Origin of the sequence: Parasphingorhabdus sp., from assembly GCF_965233695.1 — a bacterium.
Lineage (GTDB): Bacteria > Pseudomonadota > Alphaproteobacteria > Sphingomonadales > Sphingomonadaceae > Parasphingorhabdus.
The window spans coordinates 951,997-967,923 of sequence record NZ_OZ247497.1 but is presented as its reverse complement, the minus strand read 5'-3'; the positions used below and the strand labels follow the sequence as shown (position 1 = coordinate 967,923).

The window sequence follows — 15,927 nt, the reverse complement described above, 5'->3', positions numbered from 1 at the left end:
AATTCCTGTTCATGGGCGCTGCTATTTTGTGTGCCTGAGTGCGAATCATGACAGGATAAAAACAACAAAGCAACGGAAGCATGAACTATGACGGACCAAATTTCTGATGCAGCAGCGGCGGCCGCCTTTCGCCGTCTGGTAACCCATTTGCAGCATCGCCATGACGCAGAAAATATCGACCTGATGGGCCTGGCCGGTTTCTGTCGCAATTGTTTGGCTGACTGGGTGCTCGAAGCGACCAATGACGCTGGTGGCAATATGACGAAGGAAGAAGCGCGCCAGGCGATCCACGGCATGCCCTCATCGGAATGGAAGAAAAAATTCCAGACCGAAGCAACGCCAGAAAGGCTACAGCGGATGAAGGAAAGCGTAGCCAAAAACGCAGCGGCCGATTAAAGACGGCGTCCGAATCCAAAAACACTATTTCTAGGGAATTGAAGAATGAGCGAAGGCAATGTCGCCGCAGACCAACTGCGTCTGTTTATTGAGCGTATCGAACGGTTGGAAGAAGAGAAAAAAGGCATCGCCGACGATATTCGCGACGTCTATTCCGAAGCGAAATCGACCGGTTTTGACGCCAAGATCATGCGTCAGATCGTCCGTTTGCGGAAGATGGAAACCCATGACCGTCAGGAAATGGAAGCGATACTCGACACCTACAAGTCAGCGCTTGGTTTGGCCTGACCTATAGGCTAATAGCCGTGCATTAACCGCGGGAGAGCAAGCATGATTGTCACCACCACTCCGAGTATCGAAGGAAAAGCGATCCGCGATTATCGCGGTATCGTGATCGGCGAGGTGATTGTCGGTGCGAACCTGTTCCGCGACTTGTTTGCCAGCATCACCGATATAGTCGGTGGCCGGTCCGGCAAATATGAAAATGTCCTGAAACGGGCCCGCGACGAAGCTTTGCTGGAAATGCAGGCTGAGGCCGCGAAGCTCGGCGCCAATGCGGTGGTCGGCGTCGATCTCGATTATGAGGTGGTGGGCGACAAGGGATCAATGCTGATGGTATCGGCTTCGGGAACCGCGGTCGTTACCGACTAGAGGACGTCCGGTCGCGTCAGCAGGATGTAAACCAGTCCGCTGGTCGCGATCAGGTTGTAGGCCATGTGCATCGCAATATTGGCCCACCAGCCATAACGGATCCGGGCATAGCCCCAGATCAGACCACCCACCGTTTGCGGCAGAACAAAAGGCAGCAGGGCGGCAGGATTGTCACCGGCATAGTTAAACACGTGCATGGAACCAAAGAGCAGCGCCTGAATCCAGAAGACCACGGGGAAAATCCGGACATACCAGCCCGGTACCGGCCGTTTCCACAATGCGATCACACCGATCAGAACGGCACCGGCGATCAGGGCCAACAGAATCGCTGTACCCATGGAAGCGGGCCCGTCCCAACCCAATTGCTCATAGCTATATGTCAACGCCATCCATAGAATGAGGCCGGATAACGGGATCAGTAGTCGCGGCGAACCGGTGAGCCACGACCGGAACATTAGCTCTTCCACAATCGGGCCAACGATCACGACAATCAGCAGAAGCTGCCAGACAGGACGCCCGAACAGGTCTGACATGCTGTTTGACATAGAGATATCGAAGACCAGCATGACCGGAATTAACAGGATCGCGATGGCCGCCACGATCATGCAGTTGATCGCAAAAAGCCAAATGACATCACCCGGCTTGCCCGTTTTTTGCAAGCCGTTATCCGTCAGTTTCGGCGAGCGCAGAAATGTCAGCAGATCGCGTGTGGTCGCTATTAGACGGTCGGAGGCCCATCCAATGGTTGAGTTGGGTTCGAACATGCGGCAAAGAGCCTCGATAACAATAATTCAGGTACGGACGAATCATATGGCAGGCCATAGTAAATTTGCAAATATCAAGCACCGCAAGGGCGCACAGGACAAGAAGCGCTCGGCGATGTTCTCGAAACTCAGCCGCGAGATTACCGTGGCGGCAAAATCGGGCATGCCCGACCCTGACATGAACCCCCGCCTGCGGCTGGCCGTGAATAATGCCAAGGGCCAGTCCATGCCCAAGGATAATATCCAACGCGCCATCGACAAGGCATCAGCCAATGAAGGCGATGACTATAAAGAAGTTCGATATGAAGGCTTTGGCCCGGGCGGCGTGTCGTTGATCGTCGAGGCGCTGACTGACAATACGAATCGCACGGTGACCAATGTGCGCACCATATTCTCGCGCAATGGCGGAAATATGGGAGAAACGGGTTCGGTGTCCCATGGCTTTGAACGGGTTGGCTATATTGTCTATCCCGCCAGCGCTGGTGATGAGGATACCGTTATGGAAGCGGTGATGGAAGCCGGTGGTGATGACATTCAGTCTTCCGAAGACGGCCATGAAATCTGGACCGCGATGGAAGATTTGCACGAAGTGGCCGGCGCACTGGAAAAATCCCTCGGCGAGGCGGAAAGCGTCAAGCTGGCGTGGAAGCCTTCGGTAGAGGTTGAAGTGGATGCCGCGCAGGCGGAAACCTTGCTCAACCTGATCGATGCGCTGGAAGAAGATGACGATGTCCAGACCGTCCACGGCAACTACACTGTTTCCGACGAAATCATGGAAAAACTGAACGCCGGGTGATCATGAAGCCATGATTATCCTGGGCCTCGACCCCGGCCTTGGCACCACTGGCTGGGGCGTGATCAGTGCCGAGGGCAATCGGCTGTCGCATATTGCCAATGGGCAGATAAAGACTGATCCGAAAATGCCGCTGGCGAGCCGGTTGCTGAAGCTCGATCTCGAACTGACCGACCTGCTGCTGGAATATAAGCCGGATGCGGCGGCGGTTGAGGAAGTGTTCGTCAACAGCAATCCGCAAAGCACGTTGAAACTGGGACAGGCGCGCGGCGTTGTGCTGCTCGGCGCATCGCGCTCGGGGCTTGCGGTCGGCGAATATGCCGCGCGGGCGGTCAAGAAATCGGTGGTTGGTGTCGGCAAAGCGGACAAGGAGCAGGTGCAGGCAATGCTCAAAATCCTGTTGCCGGGCGTGAAGCTGGCTGGCCATGATGCGGCCGACGCGCTGGCCGTGGCGATCACCCATGCGCATCATCGCGGGCGTTGAGAGCAAAAAGAACAAAACAAAAACTCGACAGATTCGCCAGTCGCGCTAAAACACTATCATGATTGCAAAACTCACCGGCATTATCGACGAAATCGGCACGGACAATATTGTGCTGGATGTGAACGGCGTCGGCTATCTGGTCTTTGCCTCGTCGCGCACGATCACCGCGATTGGCGGGGTTGGCGATGGCGCGACCATCTATACCGAAATGCAGGTTAGCGAGACCGACATGCGCCTGATGGGCTTTGCCTCGGGGTCGGAGCGCGACTGGTTCCGGCTGCTAATCTCCGTACAGGGCGTCGGCGGCAAGGTCGCGCTTGCGATCCTTTCCGCGCTGGAAACGGCAGAAATTTCGCGCGCTGTCGCCACTGGCGACAAAGCGATGGTCGCGCGGGCCAATGGCGTGGGTCCAAAACTGGCGCTGCGCATTGTCAACGAGCTGAAAGACAAGGTCGGCGGCATTGCGACCGACCCGATTGCGGGCAGCGGCGGCGCGATCCATGCGCCGTCAAGCAATAGCGCCGATGCGGTCAGCGCGCTGCAAAATCTGGGCTTCAAACCGGCGGAGGCGAGTGCGGCGGTCGCGGCTGCCGATGCCGAGGCGGGTGAGGGCGTGACACTGGACGCGCTGGTGCGGCTGGCGTTGAAGAAGGCGGCGAAGTGAGGTGAGAATCACCCTTCTCATCTTGCTCGTTTGCATGGCTCCATCGGCAGCAAACGCATGCATGGCTGAGCCAGTTCCGCAGGCGATGATATACAAATCCAAGCCGTCAGATGCTTCTGGCAATACCACGATGATAAGGGGGAAAATAACGGAATACTTGCCCAAATCTTGGACTGTCAGAGTTCGGGTTCTGGAAGGGCCAGCAGAACTAAAAGGTAATACAATTTCAGTCAGTCCGGATGATTTTTCATCTTGCACTACCTTTGGCCGTGAAGTCGGCTATTTGGCTGTGAGAAGGGACCTGCGTTCAAAGGATCCGAAAAAGTTCGTGGCTGATGTGTTTGAACGAAGTTGGCTTGACTGGATCGTTGATCTATTTGGTGGCGATCCATATTACCTTGCTAGTGATAGAGTTGTACCATTGCATTTGAGTTTTCCGGAATGAACGAAGACCGCCTCTCCGATCCCGAACGCAAAGTCGAAGATATCGATGCTGCGCTGCGCCCGAAATCGCTCGACGAATTTATCGGGCAGGAAGCGGCGCGATCCAACTTGCGTGTGTTTATCGAGGCGGCGAAAAGCCGCAGCGAGGCACTGGACCATACGCTGTTTTTTGGCCCGCCGGGTCTGGGCAAGACCACGCTGGCGCAGATTATCGCGCGGGAACTGGGCGTGGGTTTTCGCGCGACATCCGGGCCGGTCATTGCCAAATCCGGCGATCTCGCTGCTCTGCTGACGAATCTTGAGGAAGGCGATGTTCTTTTCATCGACGAAATTCACCGGCTCAATCCGGTGGTCGAGGAAGTGCTTTATCCGGCGATGGAAGACCGGGCGCTCGACCTGATCATCGGCGAGGGGCCGTCGGCGCGCAGCGTGCGGATTGATCTACCGCAATTCACGCTCATAGGTGCGACCACGCGGCAGGGGCTTTTGACCACGCCGCTGCGCGATCGTTTTGGGATTCCGGTGCGGCTCAATTTCTACAGCGTCGAGGAGCTGGAAAAGGTCGTCCACCGCGCCGCCAAATTGCTGGATCTGGGTATCGCGCCTGATGGCGCCACCGAAGTCGCGCGCCGTGCGCGCGGAACCCCGCGTATCGCTGGTCGCCTGCTCCGCCGGGTGCGGGACTTTGCCAATGTGGCGGGCACGGCCATGGTGGACCAGAAAACCGCCGACGCCTCGCTCACCCGGCTGGAGGTCGACAGCATCGGTCTTGACGCCATGGATCGCCGCTATCTTCATATGATTGCGGATATATACAAAGGCGGGCCTGTCGGTGTCGAAACGCTGGCCGCCGGTCTGTCCGAACCCCGCGATACGATTGAAGAAGTGATCGAGCCTTATCTCATCCAACTCGGCCTCGTCGCGCGAACGGCAAGAGGCCGCGCGCTCAACGATCGTGGCTGGCAGCATCTGGGGCTGAAGCCACCTGCCGGCAAAGAAGTGGACGGGCAGCTATTTGATTAACCCGTACCTCTCCCCTTGAGGGAGAGGACAGATTTGCTTGCAAACTTGTATGCTAGAAAATCTTGGTGAGGGGTAGAGAGGAAGCGCCAAGCCAGACCCCTCTCCAACTCGACTAGGCAGGCAAGCTGCCAAGTCTCCGTTTCCTCTCCCTCAAGGGGAGAGGAGTCAGACCGCACCAATCTGCCCCGCATCTGCCCAGGTCGCGTGCGTTCCGCTGCTGATCCGATGCGGCAGGATGATTGTGCAGACCGGTCCGGCTGAAATGTCTTTTGCATCGACAATGATGCACTCGCTGCGGTCCTGCGCCATGTCGGTGATAAAGCTGATCAGATAGCCGTCATCCTCTTCGGCCGCCCCCGCACGCGGAATAAACGGGGCTTCCGAACCAAAGCGGTCATCGCCGAAATAGAGACGTTCCGCCGTGCCGGTTTCCAGATCATGTTTGACCAGACCGTTGAACAGGAACCAGCCGGGATGGCCCGTGACGCTGTAAACATAGCGATAGGGCCCGCCCGCCGCTTGCTGGTTGATCATGCCGAATTCGACCGGATAGTCGTCGAATAAAGTCTCTTCCCGCGTCTCGCCGGTATTCAGATTGAACCGCCAGCGATGCAGTTCGGGCTGAAAACTGTGCAGATCGATACTCGCGCCCATGCTTTCATAGCCCGCCGGGAAATCGGTCAGCGGCTTAGGCACTGGCTGGTTCTGGAAATAGCCGTCGAGCACCAGCTCATCACCCTCTTCAAAGGCATTGGCCCAGTGGAGAACATAGGTTGGTTTGGCTTCAAACCACTTAATGTCTTCCGGCTGCCCCATGCGCGGGATGATCCCGAAGCGCGTCGGTTCGTCGGGATGGTAAGAAGGGACATAGAGATTCTGTTCGATCAGCTCCGGTTTCCAATAGAGCGGGCAGTCGTTGAAAATTGCATAGTTTTCGCTGAACGCCATGTCATGCGGCAGACGCGCGCCGGGCAGTTCTACCGGAATGGAATGTCTGAGTCGATCATCCGGACCGACCACGCCATAATGAAGAAAGGGCGCTTCGGTGCTGTAATTAAAGAACAGCAGCTCGCCGGTTTTCTCATCCACTTTGGGATGGGCCGAAATACCGTCTTCCGGAACCCAGTCCGCCGTGCCCAAAGTTTCCAGTGTTTCCGGGTCGAGCTGATAGCCTTCGCCGCATTGGTAAAAGGTGGAGAGGATTTTTCCGGCATGGACGACAACATCAGTGGAGCTGCTGTCCTTGACGCTGCCATGGGCGCCCCAGCCGGGCCGCTTGGAATCGGACGGTCTGCCCATGATTCCGACCCATAGGGGGCCACCTTCGGCCTGCTCTGCCTCAAAGCCTTTGGTGCGGACAAAGCGGTTGCGATAGCTGGCCTTGCCGTCCTTGATGCGAAGCGCGTGGATCATCCCGTCGCCGTCAAAAGGATGATAGCGGCCGATACTGTCATGCACCGGATTTTCGGTGTTGCGGACATATACGCCGTCTATATCCGCCGGGATCGTACCGATGACTTCGAGGCTGTCCGCTTCCAGCTCTTCAAAAACCGGTGTCCAGGCGCCATTGCGATAGGGATGGTCATTCGCCCCCAGCGTCGTCTTAATCTGGTTCACCGGTATGTTCATCAGTCCCTCAGCAGTTCGTTTATGCCTGTTTTCGAGCGCGTTTGCGCGTCGACGGTTTTGACGATCACCGCGCAATAAAGTGACGGGCCGGGCACGCCGTCAATATTGGCTTTAGGCGGTGTCGCGCCCGGCACAACGACAGCATAAGGCGGAACTTCTCCGATGTGAACCTTGCCGGTTACCCGGTCGATTATCTTGGTAGATGCGCCGAGATAAACACCCATGGAAAGCACTGCGCCTTCGCCGACACGCACACCTTCGGCGACTTCGCTGCGCGCGCCAATAAACGCGCCGTCTTCGATGATCACGGGGCCAGCCTGCAGGGGTTCGAGAACGCCGCCAATGCCGGCGCCACCGGAAATATGGACATTCTTGCCGATCTGCGCGCAGCTGCCAACGGTGGCCCATGTGTCAATCATCGCGCCGTCATCGACGAAAGCGCCGATATTCACGAAACTCGGCATCAGCACAACATTACGTCCGATATGCGAACCATGGCGCACGACCGCACCGGGAACTGCCCGAAACCCGGCTTCGCGGAAACGGTTCTCGCCCCAGTCGGTAAATTTGCTCGGCACCTTGTCCCAATAGTTTGCGCCGCCGGGCCCTTCGATGACCTGATTGTCGTTCAGCCGGAAAGAGAGCAGCACGGCCTTTTTCAGCCATTGGTTGACGACCCATTTGTCGCCCTGCTTTTCCGCGACACGCGCCGACCCATTGTCGAGGCTGGCGAGGGCGGCATTGACGGCTTCGCGCTCCGGCCCCTGGCTGGTGATGCTCAGCGAGTCGCGTTTGTCCCAGGCGGTTTCAATGGCTTTTTGCAATTCTGTCGTCATAGCGATGTTTCTTCCCTGTTCGATGAGAGGCCAGCTACCCAGCTTTCCAAGTCGGTAATTTCATGATCGATATAGTCCGGAGCATGATCGCGCGCGCCCCATTCCGAACCGGTATTGACCCAGATGGTGGTCATGCCCAAATCTTTCGCCGGACGCAAATTGCGCGCCATGTCTTCGACAAATAATGAGCGTTTTGGATCAATCCCGGTGGTCTTGATAAGGCTGTCATAAGCCGCTTTTTCCGGTTTGGGGATAAGGTCGGTGGCCAGCACATCATGTATCTGGTCAAACAACCCGCCGAGACCGCGATTTTCCAAGACCCGCTCTGCATAGGGCCGGTCGCCGTTGGTGAAGACCAGTTTTTCACCGGGCAGCGCGGCAATCGCGCTGTGCAGTGCCGGTGCTCGGGACAGGCGGCTCATGTCGATATCATGGACATAGTCCAGAAAATCCTGTGGGTTCGTATCGTGATGATGCATCAGTCCCGCCAAAGTGGTGCCGTGATCATGAAAATAGGTTTTCTGCACCTTGCGCGCTTCTATGTGGTCAACATCCAACGTGCGTTGGATATATTCACCCATTTTGATATCGATCAACGAAAATAGATCGCACTCGGCCGGGTAAAGTACGTTGTCCAGATCAAATATCCAGTGATCGACATGAGAAAAATCCGGTGGCATGGTCGAAGCGACTAATCACTCCGCCGCGTTCGGGCAAGCATTGATCGCTGTTAAGCTGTAGGTAAGAGCGGTTGCTTATACACTATCGTGTAATCGGGGAAGTGCGTAAATATGAAAACATATCGGTTGGGTCGCGGCTATTTTCTGGGAACAGCGCTGTTGCCGCTGATTCTGCTTTCTGCCTGTGGCGGCGGTGGCTCTCGCCCTGCTCCTGCCCCAGCACCGACCCCGCCGGCCGCACCGCCGGTTCCCACTCCCAATCCTACCCCCACGCCTGCACCGACTCCAACCCCGACATCTTTTGATACAGCTGAATTTCGGCGCTCTGACGGGCCAACGCAGCATGGCGCTATTGATGCCTATAATTCGGGCGCGACGGGCGACGGGATTATCATTGGCGTGATTGATAGCGGAATTAATCCCAACAGTGTTGAATTTGCCGGCCGTATCCATCCCGACAGTCAGGATTTTGCCGGCAGTCGCGGCATTGGCGATGAGGGCGGCCATGGCTCAGCCGTGGCCTCGGTAGCCGCGGCAGGCAAGAATGACATAGACATCCATGGCATCGCCTTTGACAGCGACCTATTGGTTCTGCGCACGGATAGTCCGGGCACGTGCGCTATGGACGATCCCGATGATCCCGACGATGACGGCTGCAGTCATAATAGCGGTGCAATTGCATCGGCGATCAATCAGGCGCGGGTTACCGGCGCCCGGGTCGTTAATATTTCGCTTGGCGGTCCCGATATTTCCAGCACGGTCCGCAACGCCATTTCCAATGCCGCTGCCGCAGGCGTCGTGGTGGTCGTTTCCGCTGGCAATGATGGCGCTGCAACACCCGATGGTTTCGCTGCCGGGATTGCGGATAGCGGGAATGGTCACGTCATCATCGCCGGTTCGGTTGGTACCAGTGAAAATATTTCCTCATTCAGCAACCGCGCCGGCGCGCAGTCCGCCAATTTCCTGACCGCCTTGGGCGAGCGGGTGCAGGCGGATGATAATGCCGGAACCGCTTTCTTATGGAGCGGCACGTCCTTTTCCGCACCACAAATTTCCGGTGCCGTCGCGTTGCTCGCGCAGGCCTTTCCGAATCTGACCGGCGCGCAGATTGTCGATCTGCTGCTGACCAGCGCGCGCGATGCCGGCGTTGCCGGCACCGATGCGATCTATGGCCGCGGCGTGCTTGATATAGCCGCCGCTTTTCAGCCGCAGGGCCAGGCCTCATTGGCGGGGAGTAAAGTTGCGGTTGATCTGACCGCGTCCGGTGGCCAAACCTCGGCAGCGATGGGCGACGCCGCGCTGCAAGGGCAGAATGTTGGCGCTGTTATTCTGGATGGCTTTGACCGCGCGTTTGCGCTCAACTTGGCGCATGATCTGACAGTCGCGGTGCCGGAATATAAGTTAACCGGCGCGCTGAGCGGCGATCGTCGCAATATGACCGCCTCCAGCTCTGGCGTACAAATCGCCGTGAATATCGGACGTACGCCGGTGGGACTGATCGACCGCGATAATCTCACTCTGTCGAACAGCAATGCCCGCAAGGCGCGGATGTTGGCGGCTTCGGTGATGACGCAAGTCTCGCCGGAAATGAAAGTGGCGTTCGGTTTCCGGCAAAGTTCGAGCGGATTGGTCGCGCAGATGCAGGGTGCTCGTTCGCCAGCCTTTCTGGTCGCGCCAACGCCGACCAGCGAGCGCGGCTTTACCGGACACGTGAAAAGCGCGCTGGCGGTGCGCCAGGAAATTGCTGGCTTCGGGCTGACTGCAAGCGCGGAAAGTGGAACAGCGCGCCTGGATTCAGGCGAAAGCAGACTGGATGATCTGACCGGATTAGATCGTGAGCGCTATCGGTTCAGCGGCCTCGGCCTTGCCCTAGATCGCGAAATCGGCGCGGCGTCCTTCAGCATCGCCGCGAATTGGCTCAGCGAAGGCGACAGCATATTGGGCTCGCGTTTTGTCGATACCATCGGTGCACGCGGCGCGCAAAGCTGGTTTGTTGATGGTCGCGCGGGATATGACATCGGCAATGGCTGGCGCGCCGGGGCAAGCTGGCGACAGGGCTGGACGCAGGTCGATAGCGCCAGTCTGGTCACCGGCGGGACGCTCAAAACATCCAGTTTCGCAGCTGATATCAGTAAGGCGGGATTATTCGATAGCTCTGACCAGATCGCTTTGCGTTTCGCGCAACCGCTGCGGGTATCGTCGGGTGGGCTCAATCTCAATCTGCCGGTCGGTTACAGCTATGACACCCTGCAGACGGAATTTGGTCAGCGGACGCTCAATCTCGCGCCGGAAGGCCGCGAGCTGGTCAGCGAACTGGCTTATGCGACGCCGCTTTGGGGCGGGTATCTCAATACCAACCTGTTCTGGCGGCAAGAGCCCGGGCATTTTGAAGCGCTCAATGATGATTTTGGCGGAGCAGTGCGGTTTCAGCTGAAATTTTGAGGGGATTCTTTTTGGACCTCAGGCGCCGGGCGCGGGCTTAATTTATTTGACCTCAGGCGCCGGGCGGCGACATCCGTCGCCTTGGCTACGCGCCATAAGGCGCGGCGGCCGGTCGGCCTTGCCTCCGCTTTGCGTCGGTTCGGCGTCAACCTTGTGTCAGATAACCGAGCGCAGCGAGGCAAGCGCGACCGCGCGCCCGAGCTTATGCGAGGAAAGCCAAGCGGGCGGATGCCCGCGCCCGGCGCCTGAGGTCAAATAGATTAAGCCCGCGCGCCCGTTTCTTCTGCCACACTCGCGCTGTTGTGACGCAGCGCCTTCAGCACGGTTTCGACAATGCCGTCGGCATCCAGACCCGCTTCAGCATATTGCACATCCGGTTTGTTATGTTCCTGGAACACATCCGGCAAGCGCATGGTGCGGATTTTGAGACCTGCATCGGTGAGGCCCGTATCGGACGCCAGCGTCAATACATGCGCCCCAAGACCGCCAACGGCGGCTTCCTCGACCGTCACTGCCACTTCATGCGTGGTTAGCAATTTGCGGATCAGTTCTTCGTCCAGCGGTTTGGCAAAGCGCAGATCAGCAACCGTGGTGCTCAGCCCCTTGGCATCGAGGCGGTCGGCGGCTTTCAGCGCCTCGCCGAGACGCGCGCCGAGTGACAGGATGGCAACCTTGCTGCCTTCGCGCACAATCCGGCCCTTGCCGATTTCCAGTTTTTTAAGCTTTTCCGGTATTTCAACGCCCGTACCATTGCCGCGCGGATAGCGGAAGGCGATCGGGCCGTCGTCATATTGCGCGGCGGTATAGGTCATGTGGGCTAGCTCTGCCTCATCAGCAGCGGCCATTACCACCATATTGGGCAAAGTTGCGAGATAGGTGATGTCGAACGATCCGGCATGGGTGCTGCCATCCGCGCCAACAAGGCCCGCCCGGTCAATCGCGAAGCGCACCGGCAGATTCTGGATCGCGACATCATGCACGACCTGGTCATAAGCGCGCTGCAGGAAGGTGGAATAGATCGCGGCAAAGGGACGCATCCCTTGCGCGGCCAGACCAGCGGCGAAGGTTACGCCATGCTGCTCGGCAATGCCGACATCAAAGGCGCGATCGGGATGGGCCTGCGCAAACTTGTCGACGCCGGTGCCGGATGGCATGGCTGCGGTAATGGCGCAGATAAGCGGGTCGGTATCAGCGAGCTTTGCCAAGGTCTCGCCAAAGACATTCTGATAAGCGGGCGGTCCGCCACCCGGACCCTTGTCCTGCTTGCCGGAGACGACATCAAATTTGGCGACGCCATGATATTTGTCCGCAGCTTCTTCGGCAAATTTATAGCCTTTGCCTTTTTCGGTAACGCAGTGGATCAACACCGGTCCTTCGGCATTGTCGCGGACATTTTCGAGCACCGGGATCAGCTGGTCCATATTATGGCCGTCAATCGGACCGACATAGTAAAAGCCGAGTTCTTCAAACAAAGTGCCACCCATCGCCATGCCGCGGGCATATTCCTCGGCTTTGGCGGTGGCCTTGTGGACGCGGCGGGACAGCTTGGCGGTCATCTTGCTCGCAAATTTGCGGATGCCGAGATATTCGCTGGAGGATACCAGCCGCGCCAGATAGCCGGACAGACCGCCAACTGGTGGCGCAATCGACATATCATTGTCATTGAGAATAACGACCAGACGATTACCAGCGGCCTGCGCGTTGTTCATCGCTTCATAGGCCATGCCGGCACTCATCGCGCCATCGCCAATCACGGCAATGCCGCGACCCGGTTTGCCAGCCATTTTATTGGCGACGGCAAAGCCCAGGGCTGCGCTGATCGATGTCGAGCTATGGGCAGCGCCGAACGGATCATATTCGCTTTCGCTGCGCTTGGTGAAGCCGGATAGTCCGCCGCCCTGACGCAAGGTGCGGATACGGTCGCGGCGGCCGGTGATGATCTTGTGCGGATAGCATTGATGGCCGACATCCCAGATCAGGCGATCCTCGGGCGTGTTGAATACATAATGGATCGCGGTGGTCAGCTCGACCACGCCCAGTCCCGCGCCCAGATGGCCGCCGGTTACCGAAACAGTGTCGATAACTTCGCTGCGCAATTCGTCGGCAAATTGCCGCAATTGCTCGGGCTTTAACTTTCGCAGATCCGCAGGAAGCGATACTGTATCCAGAAGCGGTGTTTTTGGGCCTGACATGTATACTCCCTGTTTCGTCCCAGCTTTAGCGATATTGGCCGCTAATGTCGAACATTCAGCAGAAAGGCCATGAATATTTGCTGACAGCCTTATCTGATCTGCAAAAAAGTGCCTTTAGCTACATTTCTGGCAGACACCGCGCACTTCAATGACCGGGCGTATCGAACTAAACCCTTGTTCTTGCGCTACATCCCGCACTTTTGATGACAAGGCATCATCGTCAATATGGGTCGCTTCCCCGCATGTGTCGCACACCAGAAAGATGCAATCATGCTCACAACCGGGATGGCTGTTGGCGAGATAGGCATTGGCGCTTTCCACCCGCATGGCGAGGTTTTTGGCAACGAACAGGTCGAGAATCCGGTAAACGCTATTGGGCGCCACGCGCTTTCCGCGAGCAGTCGATACCAGCTCGGCTATATCATAGGCCGAGGCTGGCCGCGAAAAACCCGACAGCGCTTCAAAAATCGCAGCGCGCGTTTCGGTCCATTTTTCGCCGGATGCTTCCAGATTATGGCGTGCCGCATCCGCGAGAGATGCACCGTGATGCTCGTGATGATCATGTTTTCCCATAGGGGTGATTTAGGGATTTTTGAGGGTGAGGGCAAGAGTAGGGAGTCTTTGCTTACTCCCTCAGGCGCCGGGCGCGGAGTTGTTTATTGAACCTCAGGCGCCGGGCGGGCCCATCCGGGCCCTTGGCTACGCGCCATAAGGCGCGGCGGCCGGTCGGCCTTGCCTCGCTATGCTCGGACGATGCTCTTGAAGTTGGAACTAAAGCCGTAACCTCTAAAGGTCGCGTTGAACCGACGCGAAGCGGAGGCAAGCGCGCCCGCGCGCCCGAGCTATGCGAGGAAAGCCAGGCGGGCGGATGCCCGCGCCCGGCGCCTGAGGTTAAATAAACTAATGCGTTGCGCGGTAATTCAGGTCGTGGCCCAGCGCGAGTATCCCGACACCAACCATCGTGAACAATATTTCCGTTCCGCCATGATCGCCTTGGTGGCCGATGGTGATAGCGCCAGCCATGATACCAAGCCCAAGCCCGCCAATCGCCGCTGGCATGATATAGCCATGATCCAGCACACCGCGGCCCAGCGTGAACAGGCCCAGCGCGATGGCGACACCAATACCGATTTCATGAACAATAGGATCAAGCAAAGCGCCTGCCGCCGATGACAGGACAGCGACAAACAGCATCGTCGAGATGCAATGGACCAGGCAAAGGCCCGAGACGAGCACCGCGATACGGTCCCACAATCCATCCTTGCCCAAAAGGCCGTCTTTGTTCCAAAGGTTCGACGTCGTAAACACGACTCAGCTATCCATTACGTTTGAGTGTTTCACCAGATATAGGCTGCGCAGTGTTAAGATACAACATATCATTTCCGGATTTACGCGGATTTTTGACCCGTTTCTCTTGTCAGGCCATGATTTTGTCATCACATAGCTCGCCATGAGCACTATTGTCGAACCTCTCCCCACCAAAGGCGCGCTGAACCGGGCTCGTCCGGTTGCGGTCGCCAACTGGCTGTTATCCGTCGCTTTTCTGGTGTTCATCATGGTTATTGTCGGCGGCATTACCCGTTTGACCGAATCGGGCCTATCGATCACCGAGTGGAAACCGATAATGGGCGCGATTCCGCCACTAAGTGATGCGGATTGGTTGTCAGAATTTGAAAAATATAAGCAAATACCGGAATATATCGAAATTACCGGCCCGGCAGGCATGACACTGGCGGACTTTAAGTTCATCTATTTCTGGGAATGGATTCATCGGCTTTTGGGCCGGGTAATCGGCTTGGCCTTTGCGCTTCCGTTTCTCTATTTTGCCATAAAGCGCGCCATTCCCGAAGGCTATGGCTGGCGCCTCACCGGTCTGCTGTGTCTCGGCGGTCTGCAGGGCTTTATCGGATGGTGGATGGTCAGTTCCGGCCTGTCGGAACTGACCGATGTCAGCCATTTCCGGCTCGCAACCCATTTGTTGCTGGCGCTATTCATTCTGTCCTGTCTGGTCTGGACGGCACTTGATCTGAGACGGCTTGCAGGCGGGGCGACCAAACCGGCCCGAATGACCAGCTTTGGCCTCGTTGTCGCTCTGGTACTCTTCCTGCAGCTCTTGTTTGGCGCCTATGTCGCTGGCCTTAACGCCGGCTATGTCTCCAACACATGGCCGCTAATGAACGACAATTTCATACCCGAAGGCATTGATTTTACCCTTGGCGCATGGGCGGCAGTAAACAATGATCCCTATTTGACCCATTTCATCCATCGCTGGTGGGCGTGGGTTACGGTCGGCTTTCTAATTGTGCTGGCCCGCAAAGTCCGCAGTCGGTCGCGCATGGCTTCGATTGCCATTCACAGCGCGTTCGGCACTCAGATACTCCTTGGTATTGCTACCGTTATGACGGGTATGGATATTACATTGGCGGTGCTGCATCAGGCGGTTGGCGCGCTGGTGGTGGCCGCAACGGCATGGGGTATCCATATATTGGGATGTCAAAACCCCGATCCGGTCGTGGCATGACCGGCAAGCCCAGCCTGATCTACACCGTGTTCGGGTCCAGCACAGAGGCTAATCAGGTCGCCAGAACCCTGATCGAGGAAAAGCTGGTAGCCTGCGCCAATCATTTTGCGCCCGCGGTCTCGCAATATGTCTGGGAGGGGGAATTTTGCGAGGAACAGGAATATCCCGTGCTTCTCAAAACGCTGGAAACACAGGCAGAAGCGGCGATGCAGCGCCTGAAAACGCTCCATAGTTATGATACGCCCGCTATCTTGAGCTGGCCCGCTGATCAAAGCGATCCCGCTTATGCAAAATGGCTCTCCGAACAGATCGCTTTATAGAAGAGGGTATTATTATACCCGTCAGCAAAACCGCAGTTTCGCTTGACTTGAAGCGAAAACGGCGCCAATAGCCCCTCACCAAGGCCGG

The 15,927-nt window shown here is 57.3% G+C and carries 18 protein-coding genes; 11 read left to right on the top strand and 7 right to left on the bottom strand.

Annotated features, from left to right (window positions below; genetic code table 11):
- The first annotated feature begins 87 nt into the window (after positions 1-87).
- Genes ACO6S1_RS04485 through ACO6S1_RS04475 form a run of 3 tightly spaced genes read left to right on the top strand, consistent with a single transcriptional unit; the run spans position 88 to position 1,047 of the window.
- Positions 88-396, top strand: a complete 309-nt coding sequence (locus tag ACO6S1_RS04485) for a DUF1244 domain-containing protein (protein ID WP_422345133.1) — start codon at positions 88-90, stop codon at positions 394-396.
- Between the two features lie 45 nt (positions 397-441).
- Positions 442-684: a DUF2312 domain-containing protein gene (locus ACO6S1_RS04480; RefSeq protein WP_422345132.1), complete on the top strand. Its 243-nt coding sequence runs from the start codon at positions 442-444 to the stop codon at positions 682-684.
- A 42-nt stretch (positions 685-726) separates the two neighbouring features.
- Positions 727-1,047 (top strand): heavy metal-binding domain-containing protein, encoded by a 321-nt coding sequence (locus ACO6S1_RS04475; RefSeq protein ID WP_422345131.1) that lies wholly within the window; start codon positions 727-729, stop codon positions 1,045-1,047.
- Here ACO6S1_RS04475 and ACO6S1_RS04470 read toward each other — a convergent pair.
- Complete coding sequence (locus ACO6S1_RS04470) at positions 1,044-1,811, bottom strand: type II CAAX prenyl endopeptidase Rce1 family protein (RefSeq protein WP_422345130.1); 768 nt, start codon at positions 1,809-1,811, stop codon at positions 1,044-1,046. The genes ACO6S1_RS04475 and ACO6S1_RS04470 overlap by 4 nt on opposite strands.
- Positions 1,812-1,857: 46 nt before the next feature.
- On the opposite strand from ACO6S1_RS04470, the gene ACO6S1_RS04465 reads away from it, so the two are divergent.
- The 5 genes from ACO6S1_RS04465 to ruvB all read left to right on the top strand — a co-directional run bounded on the left by ACO6S1_RS04465 (position 1,858) and on the right by ruvB (position 5,219).
- Positions 1,858-2,607: a YebC/PmpR family DNA-binding transcriptional regulator gene (locus ACO6S1_RS04465; RefSeq protein ID WP_422345129.1), complete on the top strand. Its 750-nt coding sequence runs from the start codon at positions 1,858-1,860 to the stop codon at positions 2,605-2,607.
- A gap of 10 nt (positions 2,608-2,617) precedes the next feature.
- Positions 2,618-3,088: a crossover junction endodeoxyribonuclease RuvC gene (gene ruvC, locus ACO6S1_RS04460; RefSeq protein WP_422345128.1), complete on the top strand. Its 471-nt coding sequence runs from the start codon at positions 2,618-2,620 to the stop codon at positions 3,086-3,088.
- Positions 3,089-3,146: 58 nt separating this feature from the next.
- Positions 3,147-3,752, top strand: a complete 606-nt coding sequence (gene ruvA, locus ACO6S1_RS04455) for a Holliday junction branch migration protein RuvA (protein ID WP_422345127.1) — start codon at positions 3,147-3,149, stop codon at positions 3,750-3,752.
- A gap of 61 nt (positions 3,753-3,813) precedes the next feature.
- Positions 3,814-4,197: a hypothetical protein gene (locus ACO6S1_RS04450; protein ID WP_348300355.1), complete on the top strand. Its 384-nt coding sequence runs from the start codon at positions 3,814-3,816 to the stop codon at positions 4,195-4,197.
- A complete protein-coding gene (gene ruvB / locus ACO6S1_RS04445; RefSeq protein WP_422345126.1) occupies positions 4,194-5,219 on the top strand; it encodes a Holliday junction branch migration DNA helicase RuvB in 1,026 nt (341 codons plus the stop codon). Before ACO6S1_RS04450 ends, ruvB begins: the two co-directional genes overlap by 4 nt.
- Positions 5,220-5,384: 165 nt before the next feature.
- Here the strand turns inward: ruvB and ACO6S1_RS04440 are convergent, their stop codons facing one another.
- Genes ACO6S1_RS04440 through ACO6S1_RS04430 form a run of 3 tightly spaced genes read right to left on the bottom strand, consistent with a single transcriptional unit; the run spans position 5,385 to position 8,364 of the window.
- The gene (locus ACO6S1_RS04440) at positions 5,385-6,836 is read right to left on the bottom strand and encodes a carotenoid oxygenase family protein (RefSeq protein ID WP_422345125.1); all 1,452 of its coding nucleotides are present in this window, start codon (positions 6,834-6,836) and stop codon (positions 5,385-5,387) included.
- A gap of 11 nt (positions 6,837-6,847) precedes the next feature.
- A complete protein-coding gene (dapD, locus tag ACO6S1_RS04435) occupies positions 6,848-7,684 on the bottom strand; it encodes a 2,3,4,5-tetrahydropyridine-2,6-dicarboxylate N-succinyltransferase (protein WP_422345124.1) in 837 nt (278 codons plus the stop codon).
- Positions 7,681-8,364, bottom strand: a complete 684-nt coding sequence (locus tag ACO6S1_RS04430; RefSeq protein WP_422345123.1) for a pyrimidine 5'-nucleotidase — start codon at positions 8,362-8,364, stop codon at positions 7,681-7,683. Before ACO6S1_RS04430 ends, dapD begins: the two co-directional genes overlap by 4 nt.
- Positions 8,365-8,475: 111 nt before the next feature.
- Between ACO6S1_RS04430 and ACO6S1_RS04425 the strand changes: the two genes are divergently transcribed.
- Complete coding sequence (locus ACO6S1_RS04425; protein ID WP_422345122.1) at positions 8,476-10,806, top strand: S8 family peptidase; 2,331 nt, start codon at positions 8,476-8,478, stop codon at positions 10,804-10,806.
- 260 nt (positions 10,807-11,066) lie between these two features.
- Here ACO6S1_RS04425 and dxs read toward each other — a convergent pair whose 3' ends face one another.
- From dxs to ACO6S1_RS04410, 3 genes are all read right to left on the bottom strand, one after another.
- Positions 11,067-12,998 carry a 1-deoxy-D-xylulose-5-phosphate synthase gene (dxs, locus tag ACO6S1_RS04420; protein WP_422345121.1) on the bottom strand — a complete coding sequence of 644 codons (1,932 nt, stop codon included), beginning with the start codon at positions 12,996-12,998 and terminating at the stop codon, positions 11,067-11,069.
- A gap of 114 nt (positions 12,999-13,112) precedes the next feature.
- Positions 13,113-13,571, bottom strand: a complete 459-nt coding sequence (locus ACO6S1_RS04415; RefSeq protein WP_422345120.1) for a Fur family transcriptional regulator — start codon at positions 13,569-13,571, stop codon at positions 13,113-13,115.
- 327 nt (positions 13,572-13,898) lie between these two features.
- Positions 13,899-14,306, bottom strand: a complete 408-nt coding sequence (locus ACO6S1_RS04410; protein WP_422345119.1) for a MerC domain-containing protein — start codon at positions 14,304-14,306, stop codon at positions 13,899-13,901.
- 142 nt (positions 14,307-14,448) lie between these two features.
- Between ACO6S1_RS04410 and ACO6S1_RS04405 the strand changes: the two genes are divergently transcribed.
- A complete protein-coding gene (locus ACO6S1_RS04405) occupies positions 14,449-15,519 on the top strand; it encodes a COX15/CtaA family protein (protein WP_422345118.1) in 1,071 nt (356 codons plus the stop codon).
- A complete protein-coding gene (cutA, locus tag ACO6S1_RS04400) occupies positions 15,489-15,839 on the top strand; it encodes a divalent-cation tolerance protein CutA (RefSeq protein WP_422345117.1) in 351 nt (116 codons plus the stop codon). Before ACO6S1_RS04405 ends, cutA begins: the two co-directional genes overlap by 31 nt.
- Positions 15,840-15,927: the final 88 nt, after the last annotated feature.